Origin of the sequence: Frankia sp. CeD, assembly GCF_000732115.1 — a bacterium.
Taxonomy (GTDB): Bacteria; Actinomycetota; Actinomycetes; order Frankiales; family Frankiaceae; genus Frankia; species Frankia casuarinae.
In genome coordinates this window covers 1-18,222 of sequence record NZ_JPGU01000060.1, presented here as the reverse complement: position 1 = coordinate 18,222, position 18,222 = coordinate 1, and the positions used below count along the sequence as shown (strand labels likewise).

Sequence of the window (18,222 nt, the reverse complement as noted above, 5' to 3'; positions counted from 1 at the left end):
GTCCCAGGTGGGCGACCTGGTCAGCCGCCATTCCCGAGCCCGACAGGCCCTGCGGCGAACGCCATCGCGTGGTGCTGACCCGAGGGCTGGCCTGTCTGCTGCGGATGAGGCTCGTCCGGCCGAGCTACCCGTTCCTGACCACCTACGGGCCGACGACGACGTTCGCGGTCGTCCGCGACCTGGTGAGCCCGGAGTTGTTCGCCTGCGCGGCCGACGCCGCGCGGGCGTGTGGCGGCCATTCCGAGAACGTGCTCAGGAAGGCGCTGAACGTCCTGACCGCGATCGTGATCCATACCGGTGGCAGCCTGAACGAGGTGACCACAGGCGACCTCCTCGCGTTCCAGTCAGCCACGGCGCCCAGCCGCGGCCGGACGCGTGACGGTTCCCACCTGGCCTGGCAGATGATGGTCGACCTGGGCGTCTTCCCACCGCACTCCACGCTGCACGCCGCCATGCGCACCGGCCCGCAGAGCACCGCCGAACTCGTGGACCGCCACGGCATCGCCGACCGGCAGATCCGCGAGTTGCTGATCCGCTACCTCGACGAGCGGCGTCCCGCGCTCGACTACAGCACCTTCCGCATGCTCGTCGGCCGTCTCGCCGGGGCGTTCTGGGCCGACCTCGAACGCCATCACCCCGGCATCGACACCCTCAATCTGCCACGCGAGGTCACGGATCCCTGGAAGGAACGGCTGCGTTTTCCCCAGAACGGCGGCAGCCGCCCGACCCGGCAACGNCACATCGACACCCTGATCACGGTCCGCGCCTTCTACCTCGACATCGCCGAATGGGCACTGTCGGACCCTTCCTGGGCGCCTTGGGCGTTCCCCAGCCCGGTGCGCAAGAGCGACACCGCGGGAGTCGTCAAACAGCGCCGCGCCACAACGGCCTCGAACTCGGCGACTGCGGACGCCCCTACGGCACCCCCTGCATCCACGAACACGCCTGCGTCCGCTGCCCCATGCTCCGCGTCGACCCCCGCCAACGCACCCGCCTCGAACAGATCATCCGCAACCTCGGCGAACGCATCGAGGAAGCCAAAGCCAACGGCTGGCAGGGCGAAGTCGAGGGCCTCAAGACCAGCCTCGAAGCCGCACAGCGCAAGCTCGCCGGCCTGGACCGCGCAGCCCGCAACACCTCCAAACCAGCACCACTCGGAATGCCACCAATCCCACCCAAAATTTCAAGATCAAAATCCGGATAAGCGGGTGCCTGGGATATCCCGCGAGCTTGGTGGGTGCAGCTGGCCGAGGACGGGCGTCTGGTGGTGCCGCTGCGGATCCTCGGGCTGACTCGAACGGTCGTGTTCGAGCGGGCCGGAGCGGTTCTACGGAGCCGGTCGGTCGTGGAGGACGGGTTCATGCCGATGCGTGCTCTCGGTGCCGTTCGCGAGCAGAACATCCGGGTCGGTGCCGGCCCGGACCTGACAATTCGGCTCGATGACGATCGCCCGGTGGATGCCTCGGCGTTGCGGGGCGCGTTGGATCACCCTGTGGCGGCGTGCTGGACCGGGGTCGCCGTCCCGTGGGGCTGGACAGAGCATCTCGATTTCTGGCTGGCCACGCTGGAGGGCTTCTGCCGGCTCCTAGTGTCGCGGGCTGCGGTCGATGACGGCCGACTGATGGCGCCGAAGGGACCGTGGGGAAGCATGGGGATTGTTGAGGGCGGGACTCTGGCCTATCTCACGACGCGGCCGAGTCCTACCGGCGATGCGAAGATGCCCAGCTACGAGATCGGTGCCTGCGGCTACGGCCCGCGGGGCGGCGAGCTGGCGTCCCGGCTCGCCGAGCGGGTCCGCGACTGGGACCGTGACGGTGGGCAGGGCGTCCGGCTGTGGATCGAGGCATATCCGGCTGACGCCGTCCCTCCGGAGATGCCAGGTGTGCTGCTTGCGGTCGACAAGCGCGACAGTCGGGTTCTCGTCCGGGTGGCCGAGCAGGTACCCGCCGCGGTTTGACCGCCTCGGCCGGGCAGGGTCAGGACAAGAGCAGCAGGGCGTCCCAAGTCGTGCGCAGGTCCTCGGGCATGGGGCACCCGGCGTACTCGGCGAGAGCGAGCGCCGTTCCGGCAGCGCCAGTGAGGAAGCCGGGCCGGACGGTGGCCGCGTTCCCGGCGAGGTGGGCGAAGCCGAAACGGCGCGTGGGGTCGAACGCGCCGGAGGGGTGCACGGTGACAGCGTCTGGGTGACGGTCCGCTGAGGCCGCTGATGACGTCGTAGACGTGCCATGGAGTGCTCACCGGCCGATGGGTGAGGGCGGTGCGGTGGTACCCGGCGATGATCAGCGAAGCGGCCAGGCCAGCGCCGGCGTGGTACACGCCAGTGGGGTGGGCGCCTCGCGGGGTCTGGCGGGCTGCGTGGGTCCAGTGGTTCGCCGCGGCTGTGGCGAAATCAGGGTGGACGGCCGCCAGCCGGGCGTGCAGCAGTGCCGTCCCGGGCAGGCCGTCGGCGAGACTGGCCGCGGCCTCGGCCGGGAGAGCGGCCGTGACCGTCTCGGGGCGCAGGAGCCGTTCGGCGAGGGCGGTCAGTGATACCGGGCTCTGGACGCGGCGGGAACGATCTGCGATGAGTCGTTACTCTTTGCAGCTAGGCTGTGACAGCCGGAAGTCACGTTGGTTGGCCAATCCGGCGCTTGCGGCTCCTGGACCCGGGCGGCGGTCAGGAAGCCGCCGACGACGACACGCCCAGGTCTGGACATCACGAGCGTCGGTCCTTCAGGACTGATGTGGCTATGCCAGAGACCGATGGCAGGCATACACAACACGCATAGACATCGTCACCTGGAGTCCTAGTGGGTGTCGCTGCAAGTTCGTCGGTTANGCGGCGAGGTTGAGGCGGCTGGCGGTCTTCAGCAGGTCCGCACGGGTGTACTTCCAGTCGAACCGGGTCGCGGTCTGGTTGTAGAGCGTTTGGAAGCCCATGACGCGGGCGGCGAGCGCGTCGAGGTCGGCGAAGTCGGCGAGGTCGCCACGCTCGATCGCCTTGCGCTGCAGGATCGAGAAGTACACCTCTACCTGGTTGAGCCAGGACGCGTGGACCGGCAGGTGGACCAGCGTCGCGGTCGGGTGGGCTGCGCGCATCCGGTCGATGGAGGCTTGGCCCCGGTGGGACGAGCCGTTGTCGACGATCCAGAACACCCGCCGCGCCGAGGCGTACGGCTCGCTGTTCATGACCTGGGCGGCGAGCCGGCCGAAAGGGACGATCCCGGTGGTGTCCTCGATCCGGCCGATGACCTGGGCGCGCTGGACGTCGTAGGCGGCGAAGTAGGCCACCGTCCCGCCGCGTTCGTACTCGAACTCCACCCGCGGACCGTGGCCGGCCCGAGCGGCGCCGGTCAGCCAACCCCGCCAGGCCCTCGCGGGCGAACCGGCCCCGCCACTTGCTGACGGTGTCCTCGCAGACATCAAGCTGAGCGGCGATCGCCGCGTTGCCCGCTCCACCGGCCGCCGCGAGCACGATCCTCGCGCGCAGCCAGGCACGGCGGAGCACGGTCGCCGACCGGACACGGCGGGCCAGCTCGGCGCGGACGTCGTCCGTCAGAATGATCGCGGTGGCACGGCGAGACACTCCCGATGTCCTAGCGGGCAGGTCACACCGGCCCACCGCCCCGGCCCCGCCCACAGGCAACCCGCCGACACCCCCGGCCACAATCAGGGCTGTGGCCGGTATCCCAGAATCGACGAAGATCTCCCTGCGGCAGCGGCTGGTCGAGCACGCCACCGGCAGGTGGCCCAGGATCACCGCGCTGTCCACCCGCTACCGCGGCCCGTTCGTCTACGTCACCGCGACCGATCCCGACGGCGACGCCCAGCCACTGTGCCGGCTGCGCTACGTCGGCTACGCCAACAACTGGGGCTTCGCCATCTGGCGAGCCAGCCACAACGACTACGCCGACTCCATACTGGCCGACGGATCCCCGACCGGCACCGCCGAAGCCGCCCTCGACCTTGCCGCCGGCCTCTACCTACCCGCCACCGCCGATAACCGACGAACTAACGGCGACGCCCACTATCTGGGGCTTCGGGAGATCCGCCTGCCCGCCACGATCTGGGATCAGATCCTCGCCGCGATTCGGTCCCGTGCGGTCACGGCCTCGACCGGTGACAGCGCGGGCTCAGATCTGCAAGGGCTGCGACGGGCACGGGGTCCGGGTCACCGTCCACGCCACGGTCCTCGGCCACCCGGAAAAGTTGATCTCGTGCTGCCCGTGGTGCGCCGGCACGGCCGCACCATCTGCACCGCCGGTCAGCGTGGGTGCAGGGTTCGTTCCAGGCTGTCGAGAAGGGCGCGGGCGGTGAACGGCTTCTGGAGGTGGGCGACGCCGGGCGGGAAGCCGGCCACGGACTTCTCGGCGCCGGCGGCGTAGCCCGACATCAGCATGACCGGCAGCTCGGGGCGGGTCCGACGGAACTGTTCGATGAGCTGGTAGCCCGTCATGCCGGGCATGATCGCGTCGGTGAGCAGGGCGTCGATCCGCGTCGTCCCGGGACCGAACCGGTCGAGGGCCTCGGCCGGGGAACCCGCCTCGTGGACGAGGTAGCCGGACCGTACGAGGATGCGCGTGGTGACGGCGCGCACGGCCGCGTCGTCCTCGACGACGAGGATCGTCTTCCCCTGCCCGCGGGTGGCGTCGTCCCGGGTGGTGTCGTCCCGGGTGGTGTCGTCCCGGGTGGTGTCGACGGGAGCGGGCCCGCTCCTCGCCGTGGCGGGCAGCAGGATCCGGATGGTCGTCCCCTTCCCGACCTCGGACTCGATGTCGACCTCGCCGCCGGCCGCCTTGACCACCCCGTAGACGGTGGCGAGGCCGAGTCCCGTCCCCTCACCGGGTCCCTTGGTGGTGAAGAAGGGTTCGACGGCGCGACGGATCACCTCCGGGCTCATGCCGCACCCGGTGTCGGCGACCGCCAGGCAGGCCCAGCCGCGCTTCGGGCGTTCTTCCGGCGACGGCCGCCCGTGCGCGGCCGGGCGGTCCGCGGGAGACGGGCCCCGGTCCCGGTCCAGGTTCGCCGTGCTGAGGGTGAGGCGGCCGCCGTCGGGCATGGCCGCACGGGAGTTGACGACCAGGTTCATCACCACCTGTTGGATCTTGCTCGGGTCGATCGTGACGGGGTGGAGATCGGGATCGAGGAGGGTGACGATCTCGATGTCCTCGCCGATGGTGCGTCGCAGCAGGTTCCGCGTCCCCTCGACCACCGCGTTGAGGTCGAGGGTCTCCGGCTTCGACGACTCCTGCCGGCTGAAGGTGAGCAGTTGACGGGTCAGTCCGGCGGCCTGGTCGGCGGCACGGCTGATCTCGTCCATGTCGGCCCGGCACGGGTCGTCGTCGGGAAGGGTGTCGAGGACGATCTCCGCATAGCCGGTGATCACGCCGAGCAGGTTGTTGAAGTCGTGCGCCACGCCGCCCGCGAGCCGGCCGAGGGACTCCAGCCGCTCGGTCTGATCCAGCTGGCGTCGCAGCCGCTCCCGTTCCTCGTCGGCATGGACCTGCTCGGTCACGTCACGCAGGATGCCCTGCACCGCGACGAGGTGGCCCTGGTCGTCGTGGACGCCGACCACGCGTTGCTCCGTCCAGACCTCGACGCCCTCTCGCGGGTGCCAACGGACCCGCAGCGGTTCGGGGTTCGCCGTGCGCCACGAGCCCTTGAGGGTGGGCCGGTCCTCCTCGTCGACCAGCGAGAACAGGGTGTCGGGGCGGCCGCACAGGTCCTCGGGCGGGTAGCCGGTGATCATCCTGATCGCCGGGCTGACGTACTCGACCTCGGCCCGCGGGCACAGCCGGCAGCGGAAGAGGACGTCCGTCGCCTGCTCGGCGAGCAGCCGGAACCGCTCCTCGCTGCGTCGTAGGGCGGCCTCGGCCTGCCGTCGTCTCTGCCGGTCGTCGGCCTCCCGCAGTTCGCGCTGCACCGCGGGGACGAGTCGGCTCATGCGATCCTTGAGCAGGAAGTCGTGCGCGCCGGCCCGCATGAGTGCCGCCGCCGTCTCCTCGCCGACCTGGCCGGAGACGACGATGAACGGGATATCGAGGCCGCTGGCGCGCAGCTGCATCAGGGCCGCCTCGGCGCCGAACGCCGGCATGTGGTAATCGCAGATCACCAGGTCCGGAGGCCGGGTACGGAGAACCGACGCGGCCGCCTCGGAGTCCTCCACCCGATCGGAGGTCACCTCGAAANCGCCGCGTCGCAGTCGTTCGATGACGAGCACGGCATCGTCGTCGCTGTCCTCGATCATGAGGACGTGAATGCGTGGCATCATGCGCACCTGTCTCGCCGTCATCTAGCCGGCCGTCACCCAGCCCGCCACCACCTACATCTCCGGCCGCCGCTCAGCCAGCTGCCGCTTCACCCTTCCGCGGCGGGTGAGGCATCGGCATTGGCACCGGAATCGGCATCGCTCTGGGTGTTCTGGGTGGACTGCCGGTTGAGCAGCAGCCAGTACATTCCCGCCGTCCGCACCGCCTCGGTGAACTGGCCGAAGTCGACCGGTTTGACGATGTAGCTGTTGACGCCGAGATCGTAGCTGGCCACGATGTCCCGTTCCTCGTGGGAGGAAGTCAGCATCACCACCGGCACGGTCCGAAGGGCCGGGTCGCCTTTCAGTCGTTGCAGGACCTCCAGGCCGTCGACCTTCGGCAGCTTGAGATCGAGTAGAACGACCTTCGGATCCCTGTCCGGCGACCGGTCGGCGTAGGGGCCGGTACAGAAGAGGAAGGCGAGCGCCTCGGCTCCGTCCCGGAGAACCTCGATCGAAGCCATGATGTTCTTTGTATGCAGCGCGTGCAGGGTAAGTTCGATATCGTCGGGATCATCCTCCACCAGCAGAATGTTCGGTCTTTCGATGTTCACGCCGATACCTCCTCGCTCAGAGTGAAGAAGAAGGTCGCGCCTTTCCCCTGCGCCGCCTCCGCCCAGANCCGCCCGCCATGGCGGGCGATGACGCGCTGGCACAGCGCGAGACCGACACCCGTTCCCTCGAACTGTTCCGAGCGGTGCAGCCGCTGGAACACCCCGAACAGCTTGTCCGCATACCGCGGATCGAAACCGGCCCCGTTGTCGGCGACGTAGAAGACCACCCGCCCGTTCTCGCGGCGGCTGCCGATCTCGATGCGGGCGGGGTCACGGCCCCGGGTGAACTTGACCGCGTTCGACAGCAGGTTGGTGTAGACCACCTTGAGCAGCACCGGGTCGGCCACCCCACGGGGAAGATCCCCGACGGTGATCCGCACCGGGCGGCCGGCGCGGTCGCCCTCTTGCTCCGCCAGCACCGCGGACACGATCGCCGCCGGGTCCACCTCCCGCTTACTCATGGGCTGCCTGCCCAGGCGGGAGAAGGCGAGCAGGTCGTCGATCAACGCGCCCATCCGGTCGGAGCTGCGTTGCACCCGGTCGAGATAGCCGCGGGCCTGCTCGGGCATGTCCTCGGCGTACTCGTCCATCAGGATTCGGGAGAAACCGCTCATCGACCGCAGTGGCGCCCGCAGGTCGTGGGAGACGCTGTAGGTGAAACTGCCGAGCTCGTCGATGGCCTCGTGCATCCGCTTGTTGGCCTCGACGAGGCGCGTGTTCGCCTCCGCCAACCGGGCGTTCGTCCCCGCCAACCGCTCGTTGGCCGCGGCCAGATCGGCGGAGACGCGCAGTCTTTCGGCATCGGCATGATCCAGCCGCCGGCAGATCCCGACGGTGACCGCCAGCAGCATGACCACGGTATAGGAGACCACCAGGGCACCCCGGAACGCGACGCCGTAGAACCCGAGCCGCCACAGCGCCACCGCGGTCGTCCCGACAAGGACCGGGACGATGACCGTGGCCGGCAGCAACTGGCGGGCGACGCCCCCGCCGGCCCCGGAACTCGCCAGGATCGCCAGCGGGGTATAACCCAACCGCGCCAGCGTCGCTCCGACCGACAGCACCAGCGTGGCGACCGCCGCCGGGACGGCGACCCTCGTGTAACCGGAAGTGAAATCGACCCCGTACAGATAGCTCAGCAGCACCGTAAAGGAGATGAACCCCGCGACGCAGACCAGGGCCTGGGCCACGTACCTTCCTCGCCACCGGCGGGTATCGAACAGTAGCAGGGCGAGCGACAACAGCGCCAGAATGGCCGCGCCGAAAGGCACGATCCGCCCCGGATGAGACTGCGAGGCTGTGGCCTGGTCGATGAAGAGAAGTTCGTCTATGCCGAAATTCCGATCCACGGCCGACTCGACGAGAGAGAGTCCGGAGATCGCCAGTGCAAGGGCGGCGGCCCCCTGTCCCGCCGCCCGGACGGCGGTTCGCCGCCGGCCGAGTCGGCTCCACAGCGAGAACCCGAGCAGCAGACCGCAGACGGCTCCGTTTGGTTTCGTCGACGGCCAGACGGGTTTGATGCTCGTGAGCACGTGGTTGTCCAGGGTCCAACCGAGTAGCGTGACCGCGGCCATCACGATCGTGAACACGGCGGCCCAGGATGCGACGGTCTCAAGTCGCGACGCGTGCGCACCGTCGCCGGCGGGCCAGGCCGGTGTCCCGCTGCCCGCACCCACCCGCACCGGCTTGGCCGGTCCGCGACCCTCTGGGTTCATGGCTCTCCTAGCGCCCGAACACGATCGAAAGATTCGCTCTTCGTGAGAGGTCATGACCGTTGCGTGATACCCGCGATCGCCGCCCTCACGCCGCCATCCACCAGCGACCACCTCCCCGGGGAGGTCTTGGGAACGGTGGATCGCCCCGCTGGGCGAGGTCGGGTAGAGCGCCCAGCCGAGGAGACGCCGGCTGACTGACATGATCAGCGGGCCGGTGGTCGGGGGCAGGTCCGCCAAACTTCAGGAGGACTACCAGTCCTCGATCGATTTGCTGCGGAAGGAAACCGGGAAGACGATCCGGTTCCAGCGGGCAACCGACTACGCCGCCGTCATCGAGGGGCAGCGCAGCGGCAAGGTCGATATCGCGCTGTACGGGGCACTGTCCTATCTGGTCGCCCGCACCTCCGGAGTGCGGGCGACGGCGGTCGCCGCGGCGCTCGCGGAGAAAGGTGGTTCGCCGGGCTATCGCTCCTACGGCGTGGTGAAGACCGGTTCGCCGATTCACGACCTCGCGGGTTTCAAGGGTAAGAAGGTCTGCCTCGTCGACCCGAACTCGACCTCGGGCTACCTCTATCCGCGGGCTGGGCTGATCGACGCCGGGGTGAACCCCGACAGCGAGATCACCGCGGTGCTGGCCGGCACGCACGATGCGTCGGCGCTCGGCGTGGCCAAGGGGCAGTGCGACGCCGGGTTCGCCTACGACGCGATGGTCGACAAGAAGCTGATCGAGAAGGGTCAGCTCAAGGCCGGCGAGCTGACCACGGTGTGGAAGTCCGACCTCATCCCCGGATCACCGATCGCGATCAGTGACGACCTCGATCCCGCGCTCAAGGACAAGATCGCCAAAGTGATCCAGGAGCACATGAACATCGACTACCTCGAGTCCCATGGGTTCTGCACACCCGGTAAGTGCATGGTCGACGAGTCCGGCGACTGGGGTTTCGTCAAGGTCGCCGACACCTTCTTCGACCCGGTGCGGCACGTCTGCGAGGTCACGAAGGCCAAGAGCTGCACGGCGGCGGAGTGAGCGCCGTCCGCTTCGAGGGGGTGACCAAGCGGTTCGGCCAGACGCTCGCCCTCGACGAGGTGTCGTTCACCGTCGAGCCCGGCGAGGTGGTCGTCCTGCTGGGGCTGTCCGGTTCGGGCAAGTCGACGCTCCTGCGGCACGTCGACGGCCTGCATGGGGCAAGCGCGGGCCGGGTCATCGCGCTCGGCACGGACGTCGGCCAGGCGCGGGGCGCGCGGTTGCGGGAGCTGCGTCGCCGGATCAGCTTCGTGTTCCAGCAGTTTCACCTGGTCGACAGCCTCTCGGTGCTGGAGAACGTGTGCACCGGCGCGCTCGGCAGGCTGCGTGGCCTGCGGCTGGGTCTGGTCACCTATCCGCGGGCGGTGCGACTCGAGGCGCTGGAGCACTTGGAACGGGTCGGGCTCGCGTCACAGGCGTTCCAGCGCGCGGACACGCTGTCGGGCGGGCAGCAGCAGCGGGTCGCGGTCGCGCGGGCACTCATGCAACGCCCGGAGATCCTGCTCGCGGACGAGCCGGTTGCCTCCCTGGACCCGGAGTCCTCGGCGCAGGTGATGGGCCTGATCCGCGAAATCGCGAGCGAACGGAACCTGACCGTGCTGTGCAGCCTGCACCAGGTCGAGCTGGCGCTGTCGTGGGCCGACCGGATCGTCGGGTTGCGCTCGGGCCAGGTCGTGCTGGACAAGGCTGCGGGCGACCTTGACCACCAGCAGGCCGTTGCCATGATCTACCGAGCCGGCCCGCTGCGGGCCATCGCGTGACGGGGCGAACCCTCGCCCGGCCCAGGACCGATTCGGTCCTGGGCATGGCCGCGCTGCTGGGGCTGCTCGGCCTGGCCGGGTGGGCCTTCGCCGCGCTGTCGATCAACGTCGCGACGCTGATCGACAGCGGGCGGAACGCGGCCGACTTCGCCGCCCGGATGCTCCCCCTGGACTTCCCCACCGCGGGGGAGCTGCTGCGCCTGACCGGCCAGACCATGTCGATCGTCATCTGCGCCACGCTGCTGTCGGTGGTGCTCAGCACGGGGCTTGCGGTCTTGGCTGCCGGGAACACGGCGCCGCACCGCGGTGCACGGTTCGGCGCGCGGACAGTGATCGTCGCGGCCCGCGCGGTGCCGGACGTGGTGCTGGCGACCGTGTTCTTTCGGCTGTTCGGGTTCGGCGCGCTGGCCGGGGTTCTCGCGATGGGACTGCATTCGGTCGGCATGGTCGGCAAGCTCTACGCCGACGCGGTCGAGCAGATCGACGAGGGCCCGCGTGAGGCCATGCGCGCGGGCGGCGCGGGCCGTGGGAGCTGGTGGCCGGCGTGCTGCCGCAGGTGCTGCCCGCGTTCGTGGCGACCGCGCTGCACCGGCTGGACATCAACCTGCGGGTCTCGGTCGTCCTCGGCTTCGTGGGTATCGACGGGCTCGGCCGCGCCATCGCGACCGGCTGCTGATCGTGTGTGTGCGGGGCATCCCCGATCTGGTGCTGGCGATCGTGTTCGTGGTGATCACCGGGCTCGGTGCGGTCGCCGGGGTGCTCGCGCTGGGCGTCGGTGCTGTCGGGCTGCTCGGCAAGCTCGTCGCGGACTCCGTGGAAGAGGTCGACCCGGGTGTCGAGGACGCGCTGCGCGCCACGGGATCGAGAACGAGCAGCTGCCCCGACCGGGCGCCGAGCTGCCGATCGAGTTCGCGCTGCTGTCCTTCGAGGGCAAGCTGCGGGCCGCGGGCGTGACGACCGTGTTCCACGGCATCTCCTTCGAGGACACCCACCACGACATCCCGCGCAGCGTGGGCCAGGCGGAGAAGACGTGCGAGGCGATCGATGCTTATACCGGCGGGCTCGTCGACCACCGGATCCTGTACCGGCTCGACGTGCGCAGCCCGGAAGCGCTGTCCGCGCTGGCGCGGCGGTTGGACCAGGTTCCCGACGGCGCCCTGGTCTCCCACGAGGACCACACCCCGGGCCAGGGCCAGTACGCCGTCCGCGAGCACTACGAGCGCTATTTGATGGGCAGCCGCGGCATGTCCGACGCGGAGGCTCGCGAGCATGTCGACCAGCTCATCGCCGACCGGGACGGCAGGCTCGACATCCGCGAGGAGGCCCTGGTCTGGCTCGCCGCGCGCTCGGCGCGAATCCGGCTGCTCGGGCACGATCCCAGCTCGGCCGCCGAGATCGCCGAGCTGCGGGACCGCGGCTGCGCGGTCGCCGAGTTCCCCACCACGATCGAAGCGGCGGAAGCCGCCCGCGCCCACGGACTTCCCGTCGTCATAGGCGCCCCGAACATCCTGCGGGGACGTTCCCACAACGGCAACGCCTCCGGCCGTGACCTGGTCGGCCGCGGCCTGGTGACCGCGCTGGTGTCGGACTACCTGCCCTCCGGTCTGCTCGCGGCCGCCATGCTGCTCGCCGAGCAGGGGCTCGCCACCCTGCCGGCCGCCATCGGCCTGGTGACCGCCGGGCCGGCCGAGGTCGCCGGACTTCCCGACCGCGGTCGGCTCGAGCCGGGGCTGCGCGCTGACTTTGTGCTGGTCGAGCCGCGCCGCCCGTGGCCGGTGGTGCGGTCCGTGTTGTCATCCTGGGGTGTCTGGTGACAATCGGGGGTGCGGCGGTGACCCGGTGGCCGGTTCCCGAGCCGGAGATTCCGGCCGGGACGGATCCCGCGCTGGCCGCAGCCGCCCGCGCGGCGGTGGGCGCCTTTCGCGATGCGCGCGAGCGGTATACGCGCGCGGAGCTCGCCGAGAAGGTCGGCATGGGCGCCGACGGCACCCTCACCACGCGTCTGGACCTGCTGGTCGACACCGCCGTGGCGGAGGTGGTGAACGCCCAGCGGGTCAACCTGATCAGCGAGGAGATCGGTGTCATCGACAACGGTTCGGCGGTCACGCTCGTGGTCGATCCGGTCGACGGCACCGCCAACGCGGTCGCGGAGGTGCCGTTGTCGGCCTTCTCCGGCGTGGTCGCCGTCGACGGCAGGGCGACCGAGGCCCTCACCGTACGTATGGTTGGACACCGGCCGCGGCTGGCATGCGAAAGTCGGCCTCCCGTCGCCCTACTGGACAACAGGCCGGCGCGCACTCGACGGCGCCGCGGTCAGCCTCCTGCGGCCGCAGGCCAAGAACGAGGCGGCGTGGCTGCGGGTAAGCCGCCGGGCCGCGCGGGTGCGCATCCTGTCCAGTAGCTGCCTGGAGGCCGCCCTCGTGGCGCAGGGCTCCACGGACGCCTTCGCGGACGCCGGCTCGGACACGCACCGCATCATGGACATCGCCGCCGCGTCCGTGCTGGTCCCGGCGGCGGGCGGCGCGGTGATCGACGCCTTCGGCCGCCCGGTCGAGATCGTCCCCGACCTCAGCCGCCGATGGTCCGGCGTGATCGCGGCGACCCCGGAGCTGGCGCACCAGCTCGCGGACGAGATCAGCGGCTCTTCCTACTGATCCGTTCGCGTTACCCGGCCTTTTCCCGGGGAACGGCACGTCGCCGCCGCTGGTTGCCTGCGCCGGCATGATGGTGAGCCGGACAGCAGGTGACGCACGACAACAGCCCGCCGGCGCATGCGCATACGACCGGACCGTGTTCGGCGACGAGCCGATCAGCCGGTGATGCTCAAGAAACTCCTTGACCGGCCCGATCGGCAGACGGTCCTCCGTCCACTGCGACGCTCCTCGTCGTCGGCGGCNACCAGCTCGCCGCCGGGGGTGCGGCCGCTCCTTGCGGATGATGACCCGTATCCCCGGCGGCCAGCGTCCACACCCGTTTCTGGACCACCAGCCGCCGGGAGATCGCCGGCAGGGTCTTCTCCACGCCGTCGACCGGATCGAGCCGATCGCGGCCATGTACGCCGCGGGGGCAGAAGCCGCTGTCGCCGGTCATCACCCGGACCAGATGGCCTGGAACGGGACAGCGCGGCCACCGGCTCGGCCCCGTCGATCCGGTCATGGTCGCTCCCAACGCCGTCACCATCCTCGCAGCCTGCCGGTTCAACAGGTCCGTGCCGCAATGGTCTTCGTTGATCTCCTGGTCGCCGATCAACACGTTGCTCTCATAGGACCTGTTGACCAAGTTCCTCTCGTTCCCAGCGCACCCGCCGGAACCCGTCAAGCGGCCCAGATCGATGATCGTNAACTTGATCGAATTTTGATTACTGCAAGCGTTTTCTAGGTCGCACCCACTTTGGATCATGGGGAAGCGTGATCCGATGCGCACGATCGGGTGAGGCGGAGTCGCGGCCATGTGCCTGTAGCCTGCAGATTCAGGGAAGCCTCGCGTGTGTGGCGACCATTACCTCCAGGGATGCGGACGGCGAAGTAGACTTAAGGCCGATTAAGATCGGTATACGCTTGCATACCGATGGCGGCATCCGCGCAGGAGGCAGGAGGCAGCGGTGGCAGACGGCCAGCAGCAGCCCGGCGGGGAGCGGACGTCGACTGACGTCAACCCTAAGGTTGTGGTCGCGGCGTTGCGAAGGGATCCGGCGATCCGGTTGCGGGTCCTTGTTCATCACGAGACGACCACCAGGTTGCTGGCACCACTGCGCGAGCTGTGCCGGGTGGCCGTCGACGACGGTGAGACCACTGTCGTCAACGCGATCAGCAGCGTGGGAGCGCACCGGCTCGACCTCTCATCGCGGGCTGTGACATCGGGTTCGGTGATATCAACAATCTGATCCACCTCGTCCGCGAGTACGAGCACGCAGGTGTTTACGCTGTGTGAATTGAGGACAAGGCATTCCCTAAGAGGAACAGTTTCCCGCCCGGTCAGGAGCTCGCCGACGCAAACGAGTTCGTCACTAAAATTATGATGGTGAAGGATGTTCTCCAGGGCAAGGGCTTCATGTTGATCGCCCGGGTGGACTCCCCGATCGCGGGAACCGGCGAGGAGGACGCGATCTGGCGGGCCACTCTGTACCGGTGGTCCGGTGCTGAATCTTGCGCGTCGTTTTCGCGGCGGTGGATGCCGCTCTCCCCAGCATTCTCGAGTCCGGTTCCGCCGCCATCGAGTCGCGGCTCGCCTCAGTCGCCCAGGTGCTCGAGATGATTGGAAACGGCAAAGTGACCGCCGCTGACATCGCCTTCGCCGAGGAGGTGAAGCGCCGGCGCGCAGGGTAGGTCCATGAGCAATGCCGCCGGTGGCCTGACAGGCGGTTTTACTCGCCGTAACCAGCGCCGCCCGAGTGCGGGCACTCAGGCTGGTCAACCCCATGACGACAGTGTGTGTTGACGATCGAAGGAAGGGCCATGGAGAACGTGTCTGACAATGCCAACGATCGTGCGGACGCCGAACTGCGACGCCGCTTGGAGGAGGACGTACACGCGGCGGCCATGCACGACGGGCTCGACGTCCCGCCCTCCACCTGGCACGGTTTGGAGGTGGCAAGGCGGGCCCGGGGCCCGANGACGAGCTGGGAGTACAACCGCGCGCGGCTGGCCGACACACTCGACGCGGTGGCAAGTCACATTCCCAGCCTTGATCGGGCCATACTGGACTGGGCCGTGGCCGCCAAACTCCCTGGCCAGTCGTTCTTCGACGCCTGGGAGCGGGACGGCTACCAACTGCCCGGGTTGCGGCAACACTCCAAGCTGCTAGAAGCGTGCATCACGGCCGCAAACCCTCAGCCAGCGGACGTCGTCCTAGATCTCGGTTGCGGCGACGGCGCGCTCGTGGCCAGGCTCCCGCTCGTCGCGCGTCTGGACCTGCTCGACAGCAGCGTGCGGATGCTCGAGCGCGTCCCACTGAGCCGGCCGGGCAGGAAGGAGACCCGACTGGTCCACGCCGATTACCTCGACTACAGACCGGACACACGGTACGATGCGATCATCGCGGTCATGTCGTTGCATCACGTCGACCACGACCAGATTTCTCGGGCCCTGGAAAAATGCTACCGGGAGCTTTTCCCTGGTGGCCGCCTGGTCCTTGGCGAGACATTTCTCGACACCTCGGCACTATCGAGCCAGAACGACATCGACGATGTCTGCGACGTCTACTATCGGAAGATAGTCAATGCTGCGGAGCAGAACTGTTACCGCCATGCGCTCAAGGACGCACAGATACTCGACCGGATCCTTCGGCGCTCCGGGGAGTACATGCGGACTCGGGAGCAGTGGAGAAGGTTGCTGACACGGGCGGGATTCTCGGTGAAAGCCAGCCGGACGACTTCACCCGAGATCCGCTACGGCTACCTGCTGGCCGTTCGTCCTCCCGAGGACGACCAGTAAGTCGGCCGGTCGTGAAGCATCTGCGCCCGGGGTAGGTCCATGAGCAACACCGCCGGCGGTCTGACACCGGGTGTTCACCCGCTGAACCAGCGCCACCCGAGTTCCTGGCACTCTAGCTTGGACGGCGCGGAATCAATGGGCCGGAATGATATGAGGAATCGTTATGGAAGAGAGTGCCGTGAACAAATCTGAGGCTGAATCTGATGCGGAAGCCCTGGCACGGGCCTACGAGAAATNGCGATCCGCTGTTCCGCTTCATCCGCGGCGGGAAGCCCTGGTCGGCGGCCATGCGGTCCGCATTGGGCGTGTGTTCAGCGACACACGTCCGGTTTCCGTAAGCGCTTGCAGTAGAGTTGCCATGCGAGCTCGGTCGCTGGGATCTAGTTCGCCTGAGGGGTTGGCCGGGGTTCCGGCGGCCCCAGGGCTCTTGCAAGGATGCGATTCGGTCGGTTTAGCCAGCTCTGTCGGTTTCGGGTGATCGGTCCTGGTAGAGCGGTATGGGGGACCGCGGGCACGGCTGGACCACGTGTCGCGGACACGAAAGCAGGCACGCCGCTTGTAGATCACGGAGATGTCTTATGTCCTCGTGGTCTGGAGTGCGGCGTGCCTGTGGGCGCATTGTCGCGCGCCGCGGCCGGCGCGGCCGAGCTGATCGAACGCGACGGCCGCACCTGGCATGAGGAGGACTCCGAGTGAGACACCCTCTGTCAACCCTCAGGCGGCCCGGTTCGAGCGCGTGGGCGCGGCAGACAGACCGGCTACACCCACAACACGATCGCGCGGGGTCGCTGGCCGCCCATCCCTGACTCGCCATCAGTCCCCGGCGTAGCCACCGGGACCCGCCGCCGGGACCCGCCACCCGGTCAGCCCGCCTGGCGACCGGGATCACCGTGCCCGGAGCCTACGTCAAGTTCCACCGCCTTCTGCAAGGGCTTACACTCAAGCTGGCGGTAGGCGTTTACGGANCCCTCGGTGGCCACCGCCACACCTGCTCGACTCGGGAGGTCCCTCTTTGTCCGCCACGCCCCAGCGCTCCCCAAGCCCTCAGTCCGCTCCCCGAGGAGACGCATGACCTCCGCAGGTGCGCTCGACGGCAAGGTGGCCGTCGTCACCAGTTCCAGCAAGGGGATTGGCCGTGCGTTGGCGACCGGCCTCGGTCAGGCCGGCGCAAACGTGGTCGTCAACTACAAGAACGACCGCGCGGGCGCCGAGCAGACGTGCCGGCGTATACANGAGGCAGGCGGCATCGCCGTGGCGGTCGGCGCTGACGTAGGCGTCCCCGAGGACGCGCAGCGGTTGATCGACACGGCCCATTGCGAGCTTGGCAGCATCGATGTGCTCGTCAACAACGTCGCGCATGTCCGTCTTGGCCCGGCACAAGCGACGACTCTCGAGGACTGGGGCGACGCCATCAGCACCAACCTTCGGGGCGCCTTCCTGACGACCATAACCGCGGTGGCCGCAATGGGGGAGCGGGGTGGATCTATCATCAACATCTCAACCTGTGCCGACACCCTGATGCTCCGATACCACGCCGTCTACACCGCATCAAAGGGCAGCCTGGAGGCGATGACACGCCACCTCGCCCTGAGGCTCGCGCCGCGTGTGCGCGTCAACGCCATCGCGCCCACGGCCACGCGTATGGAGCGCAACTGGCAGGACAACCCCGACTTCGATCGAAGCTGGAGCGCCGTCATTCCGCTGGNCCGCATGGCGACGCCCGAGGACTACATCGGCCCGCTGGTGTTCCTGGCGTCGGACGCCTCGTCGTTCGTCACCGGGGAGATCCTCCACGTCGACGGGGGCTGGACACTCCAGGGCCCTGCCCCGGACATGCGGCACTACGACTTCGAGACGGACCGGCATCGCGGGCGAGGAGGCCCTGACAGATCTTGAACTGCTGCTTGCGGCGTTCCGCGAGTCCATCGTCTCGCGCGGGCTGCGGATCGCCGCGCTGGGGCTGCTACGGGCCCCACTCTCCTACATAGCCATCGACAAGGAGCCATCCGCGACGGCACCGCATAACGACGAGCGCGCCATAAGAAGGTGTTTGAGATCGTCGGTTGGACGATGGGACCGCGGGCGGCATAAGCCGGCGGAGTTATGTTGTTCCGCTCGCGGGGCGGCACGTCGTGTCACGGATCTCGATGCTCACGGGCAGCACGACCACTTCCGAGGCGTCCAGGTTCTGGGAAGCATCCGGAACAGCGTCGAGGAGACTGAGCAGCAACTCGGCGGCGATCTTCCCCTGACGGGCCAGCGGCTGGACGACCGTCGTCAGCTCGAACACCTCTGCCTTGTCGTGCCCGCCGAAGCCGATAACAGACATGTCCTCCGGCACGCGGAGCCTGGCACGGCGCAACGCCCGCAGCGCACCCATCGCCATCTCGTCGTCCGCGACGAACACCGCCGTGGGCGGCGACTCGACCGAGAACAGCTCAGCCATGGCC

17 protein-coding genes and 3 pseudogenes are annotated in these 18,222 nt (G+C 68.7%); 13 read left to right on the top strand and 7 right to left on the bottom strand.

Going from position 1 to position 18,222, the window contains the following annotated elements; all coding sequences use genetic code 11:
• Window positions 1-1,237: 1,237 nt before the first annotated feature.
• Window positions 1,238-1,957 (top strand): O-methyltransferase, encoded by a 720-nt coding sequence (locus CED_RS19650; protein ID WP_011436568.1) that lies wholly within the window; start codon window positions 1,238-1,240, stop codon window positions 1,955-1,957.
• Between the two features lie 19 nt (window positions 1,958-1,976).
• On the opposite strand, the gene CED_RS19645 is transcribed toward CED_RS19650, so the two are convergent.
• The gene (locus CED_RS19645) at window positions 1,977-2,168 is read right to left on the bottom strand and encodes a hypothetical protein (RefSeq protein WP_023842013.1); all 192 of its coding nucleotides are present in this window, start codon (window positions 2,166-2,168) and stop codon (window positions 1,977-1,979) included.
• A gap of 52 nt (window positions 2,169-2,220) precedes the next feature.
• Here CED_RS19645 and CED_RS19640 point away from each other — a divergent pair, with 52 nt between their 5' ends.
• The gene (locus tag CED_RS19640; RefSeq protein WP_131728959.1) at window positions 2,221-2,529 is read left to right on the top strand and encodes a hypothetical protein; all 309 of its coding nucleotides are present in this window, start codon (window positions 2,221-2,223) and stop codon (window positions 2,527-2,529) included.
• Between the two features lie 285 nt (window positions 2,530-2,814).
• Here the strand turns inward: CED_RS19640 and CED_RS19635 are convergent, their stop codons facing one another.
• The 5 genes and pseudogenes from CED_RS19635 to CED_RS21740 form a co-directional block, all read right to left on the bottom strand.
• Window positions 2,815-3,300 (bottom strand): transposase, encoded by a 486-nt coding sequence (locus CED_RS19635; RefSeq protein WP_023842014.1) that lies wholly within the window; start codon window positions 3,298-3,300, stop codon window positions 2,815-2,817.
• Between the two features lie 64 nt (window positions 3,301-3,364).
• Window positions 3,365-3,454, bottom strand: a pseudogene (locus CED_RS25590) (IS630 family transposase); the annotation flags it as partial.
• 789 nt (window positions 3,455-4,243) lie between these two features.
• Window positions 4,244-6,250, bottom strand: a complete 2,007-nt coding sequence (locus tag CED_RS19630; RefSeq protein ID WP_235187184.1) for a hybrid sensor histidine kinase/response regulator — start codon at window positions 6,248-6,250, stop codon at window positions 4,244-4,246.
• An 86-nt stretch (window positions 6,251-6,336) separates the two neighbouring features.
• On the bottom strand, window positions 6,337-6,840 hold the full coding sequence (locus tag CED_RS19625; protein ID WP_035913111.1) for a response regulator: 504 nt from the start codon (window positions 6,838-6,840) through the stop codon (window positions 6,337-6,339).
• Window positions 6,837-8,555 (bottom strand): ATP-binding protein, encoded by a 1,719-nt coding sequence (locus tag CED_RS21740; RefSeq protein WP_160172417.1) that lies wholly within the window; start codon window positions 8,553-8,555, stop codon window positions 6,837-6,839. The genes CED_RS19625 and CED_RS21740 overlap by 4 nt, the downstream gene beginning before the upstream one ends.
• Before the next feature lie 199 nt (window positions 8,556-8,754).
• Here CED_RS21740 and CED_RS19615 point away from each other — a divergent pair, with 199 nt between their 5' ends.
• The 11 genes and pseudogenes from CED_RS19615 to CED_RS19575 all read left to right on the top strand — a co-directional run bounded on the left by CED_RS19615 (window position 8,755) and on the right by CED_RS19575 (window position 17,668).
• On the top strand, window positions 8,755-9,582 hold the full coding sequence (locus CED_RS19615) for a phosphate/phosphite/phosphonate ABC transporter substrate-binding protein (protein ID WP_011436574.1): 828 nt from the start codon (window positions 8,755-8,757) through the stop codon (window positions 9,580-9,582).
• Window positions 9,579-10,340 carry a phosphonate ABC transporter ATP-binding protein gene (phnC, locus tag CED_RS19610; RefSeq protein ID WP_011436575.1) on the top strand — a complete coding sequence of 254 codons (762 nt, stop codon included), beginning with the start codon at window positions 9,579-9,581 and terminating at the stop codon, window positions 10,338-10,340. The genes CED_RS19615 and phnC overlap by 4 nt, the downstream gene beginning before the upstream one ends.
• A 44-nt stretch (window positions 10,341-10,384) precedes the next feature.
• Window positions 10,385-11,204: pseudogene (locus tag CED_RS26390) on the top strand (PhnE/PtxC family ABC transporter permease); the annotation flags it as partial.
• The gene (locus tag CED_RS26385) at window positions 11,201-12,154 is read left to right on the top strand and encodes an alpha-D-ribose 1-methylphosphonate 5-triphosphate diphosphatase (RefSeq protein WP_349256648.1); all 954 of its coding nucleotides are present in this window, start codon (window positions 11,201-11,203) and stop codon (window positions 12,152-12,154) included. The pseudogene CED_RS26390 and the gene CED_RS26385, both read left to right, overlap by 4 nt.
• A complete protein-coding gene (locus CED_RS19600) occupies window positions 12,151-12,741 on the top strand; it encodes an inositol monophosphatase family protein (RefSeq protein ID WP_200875440.1) in 591 nt (196 codons plus the stop codon). Before CED_RS26385 ends, CED_RS19600 begins: the two co-directional genes overlap by 4 nt.
• The gene (locus CED_RS24845; RefSeq protein WP_198031058.1) at window positions 12,722-12,994 is read left to right on the top strand and encodes an inositol monophosphatase family protein; all 273 of its coding nucleotides are present in this window, start codon (window positions 12,722-12,724) and stop codon (window positions 12,992-12,994) included. The genes CED_RS19600 and CED_RS24845 overlap by 20 nt, the downstream gene beginning before the upstream one ends.
• A gap of 947 nt (window positions 12,995-13,941) precedes the next feature.
• Window positions 13,942-14,223: a hypothetical protein gene (locus CED_RS25895; protein ID WP_035913107.1), complete on the top strand. Its 282-nt coding sequence runs from the start codon at window positions 13,942-13,944 to the stop codon at window positions 14,221-14,223.
• 47 nt (window positions 14,224-14,270) lie between these two features.
• A pseudogene (locus tag CED_RS26380) lies at window positions 14,271-14,429 on the top strand (phosphoenolpyruvate phosphomutase); the annotation flags it as partial.
• 56 nt (window positions 14,430-14,485) lie between these two features.
• The gene (locus tag CED_RS25580) at window positions 14,486-14,665 is read left to right on the top strand and encodes a hypothetical protein (RefSeq protein ID WP_035913105.1); all 180 of its coding nucleotides are present in this window, start codon (window positions 14,486-14,488) and stop codon (window positions 14,663-14,665) included.
• A 129-nt stretch (window positions 14,666-14,794) separates the two neighbouring features.
• Complete coding sequence (locus CED_RS19580) at window positions 14,795-15,772, top strand: class I SAM-dependent methyltransferase (RefSeq protein WP_035913103.1); 978 nt, start codon at window positions 14,795-14,797, stop codon at window positions 15,770-15,772.
• A 1,068-nt stretch (window positions 15,773-16,840) separates the two neighbouring features.
• Window positions 16,841-17,668: an SDR family NAD(P)-dependent oxidoreductase gene (locus tag CED_RS19575; RefSeq protein ID WP_051868945.1), complete on the top strand. Its 828-nt coding sequence runs from the start codon at window positions 16,841-16,843 to the stop codon at window positions 17,666-17,668.
• A gap of 205 nt (window positions 17,669-17,873) precedes the next feature.
• Here CED_RS19575 and CED_RS19570 read toward each other — a convergent pair.
• Window positions 17,874-18,222: substrate-binding domain-containing protein (locus CED_RS19570; protein WP_035913102.1), on the bottom strand; the 349-nt coding region annotated here is incomplete at its 5' end.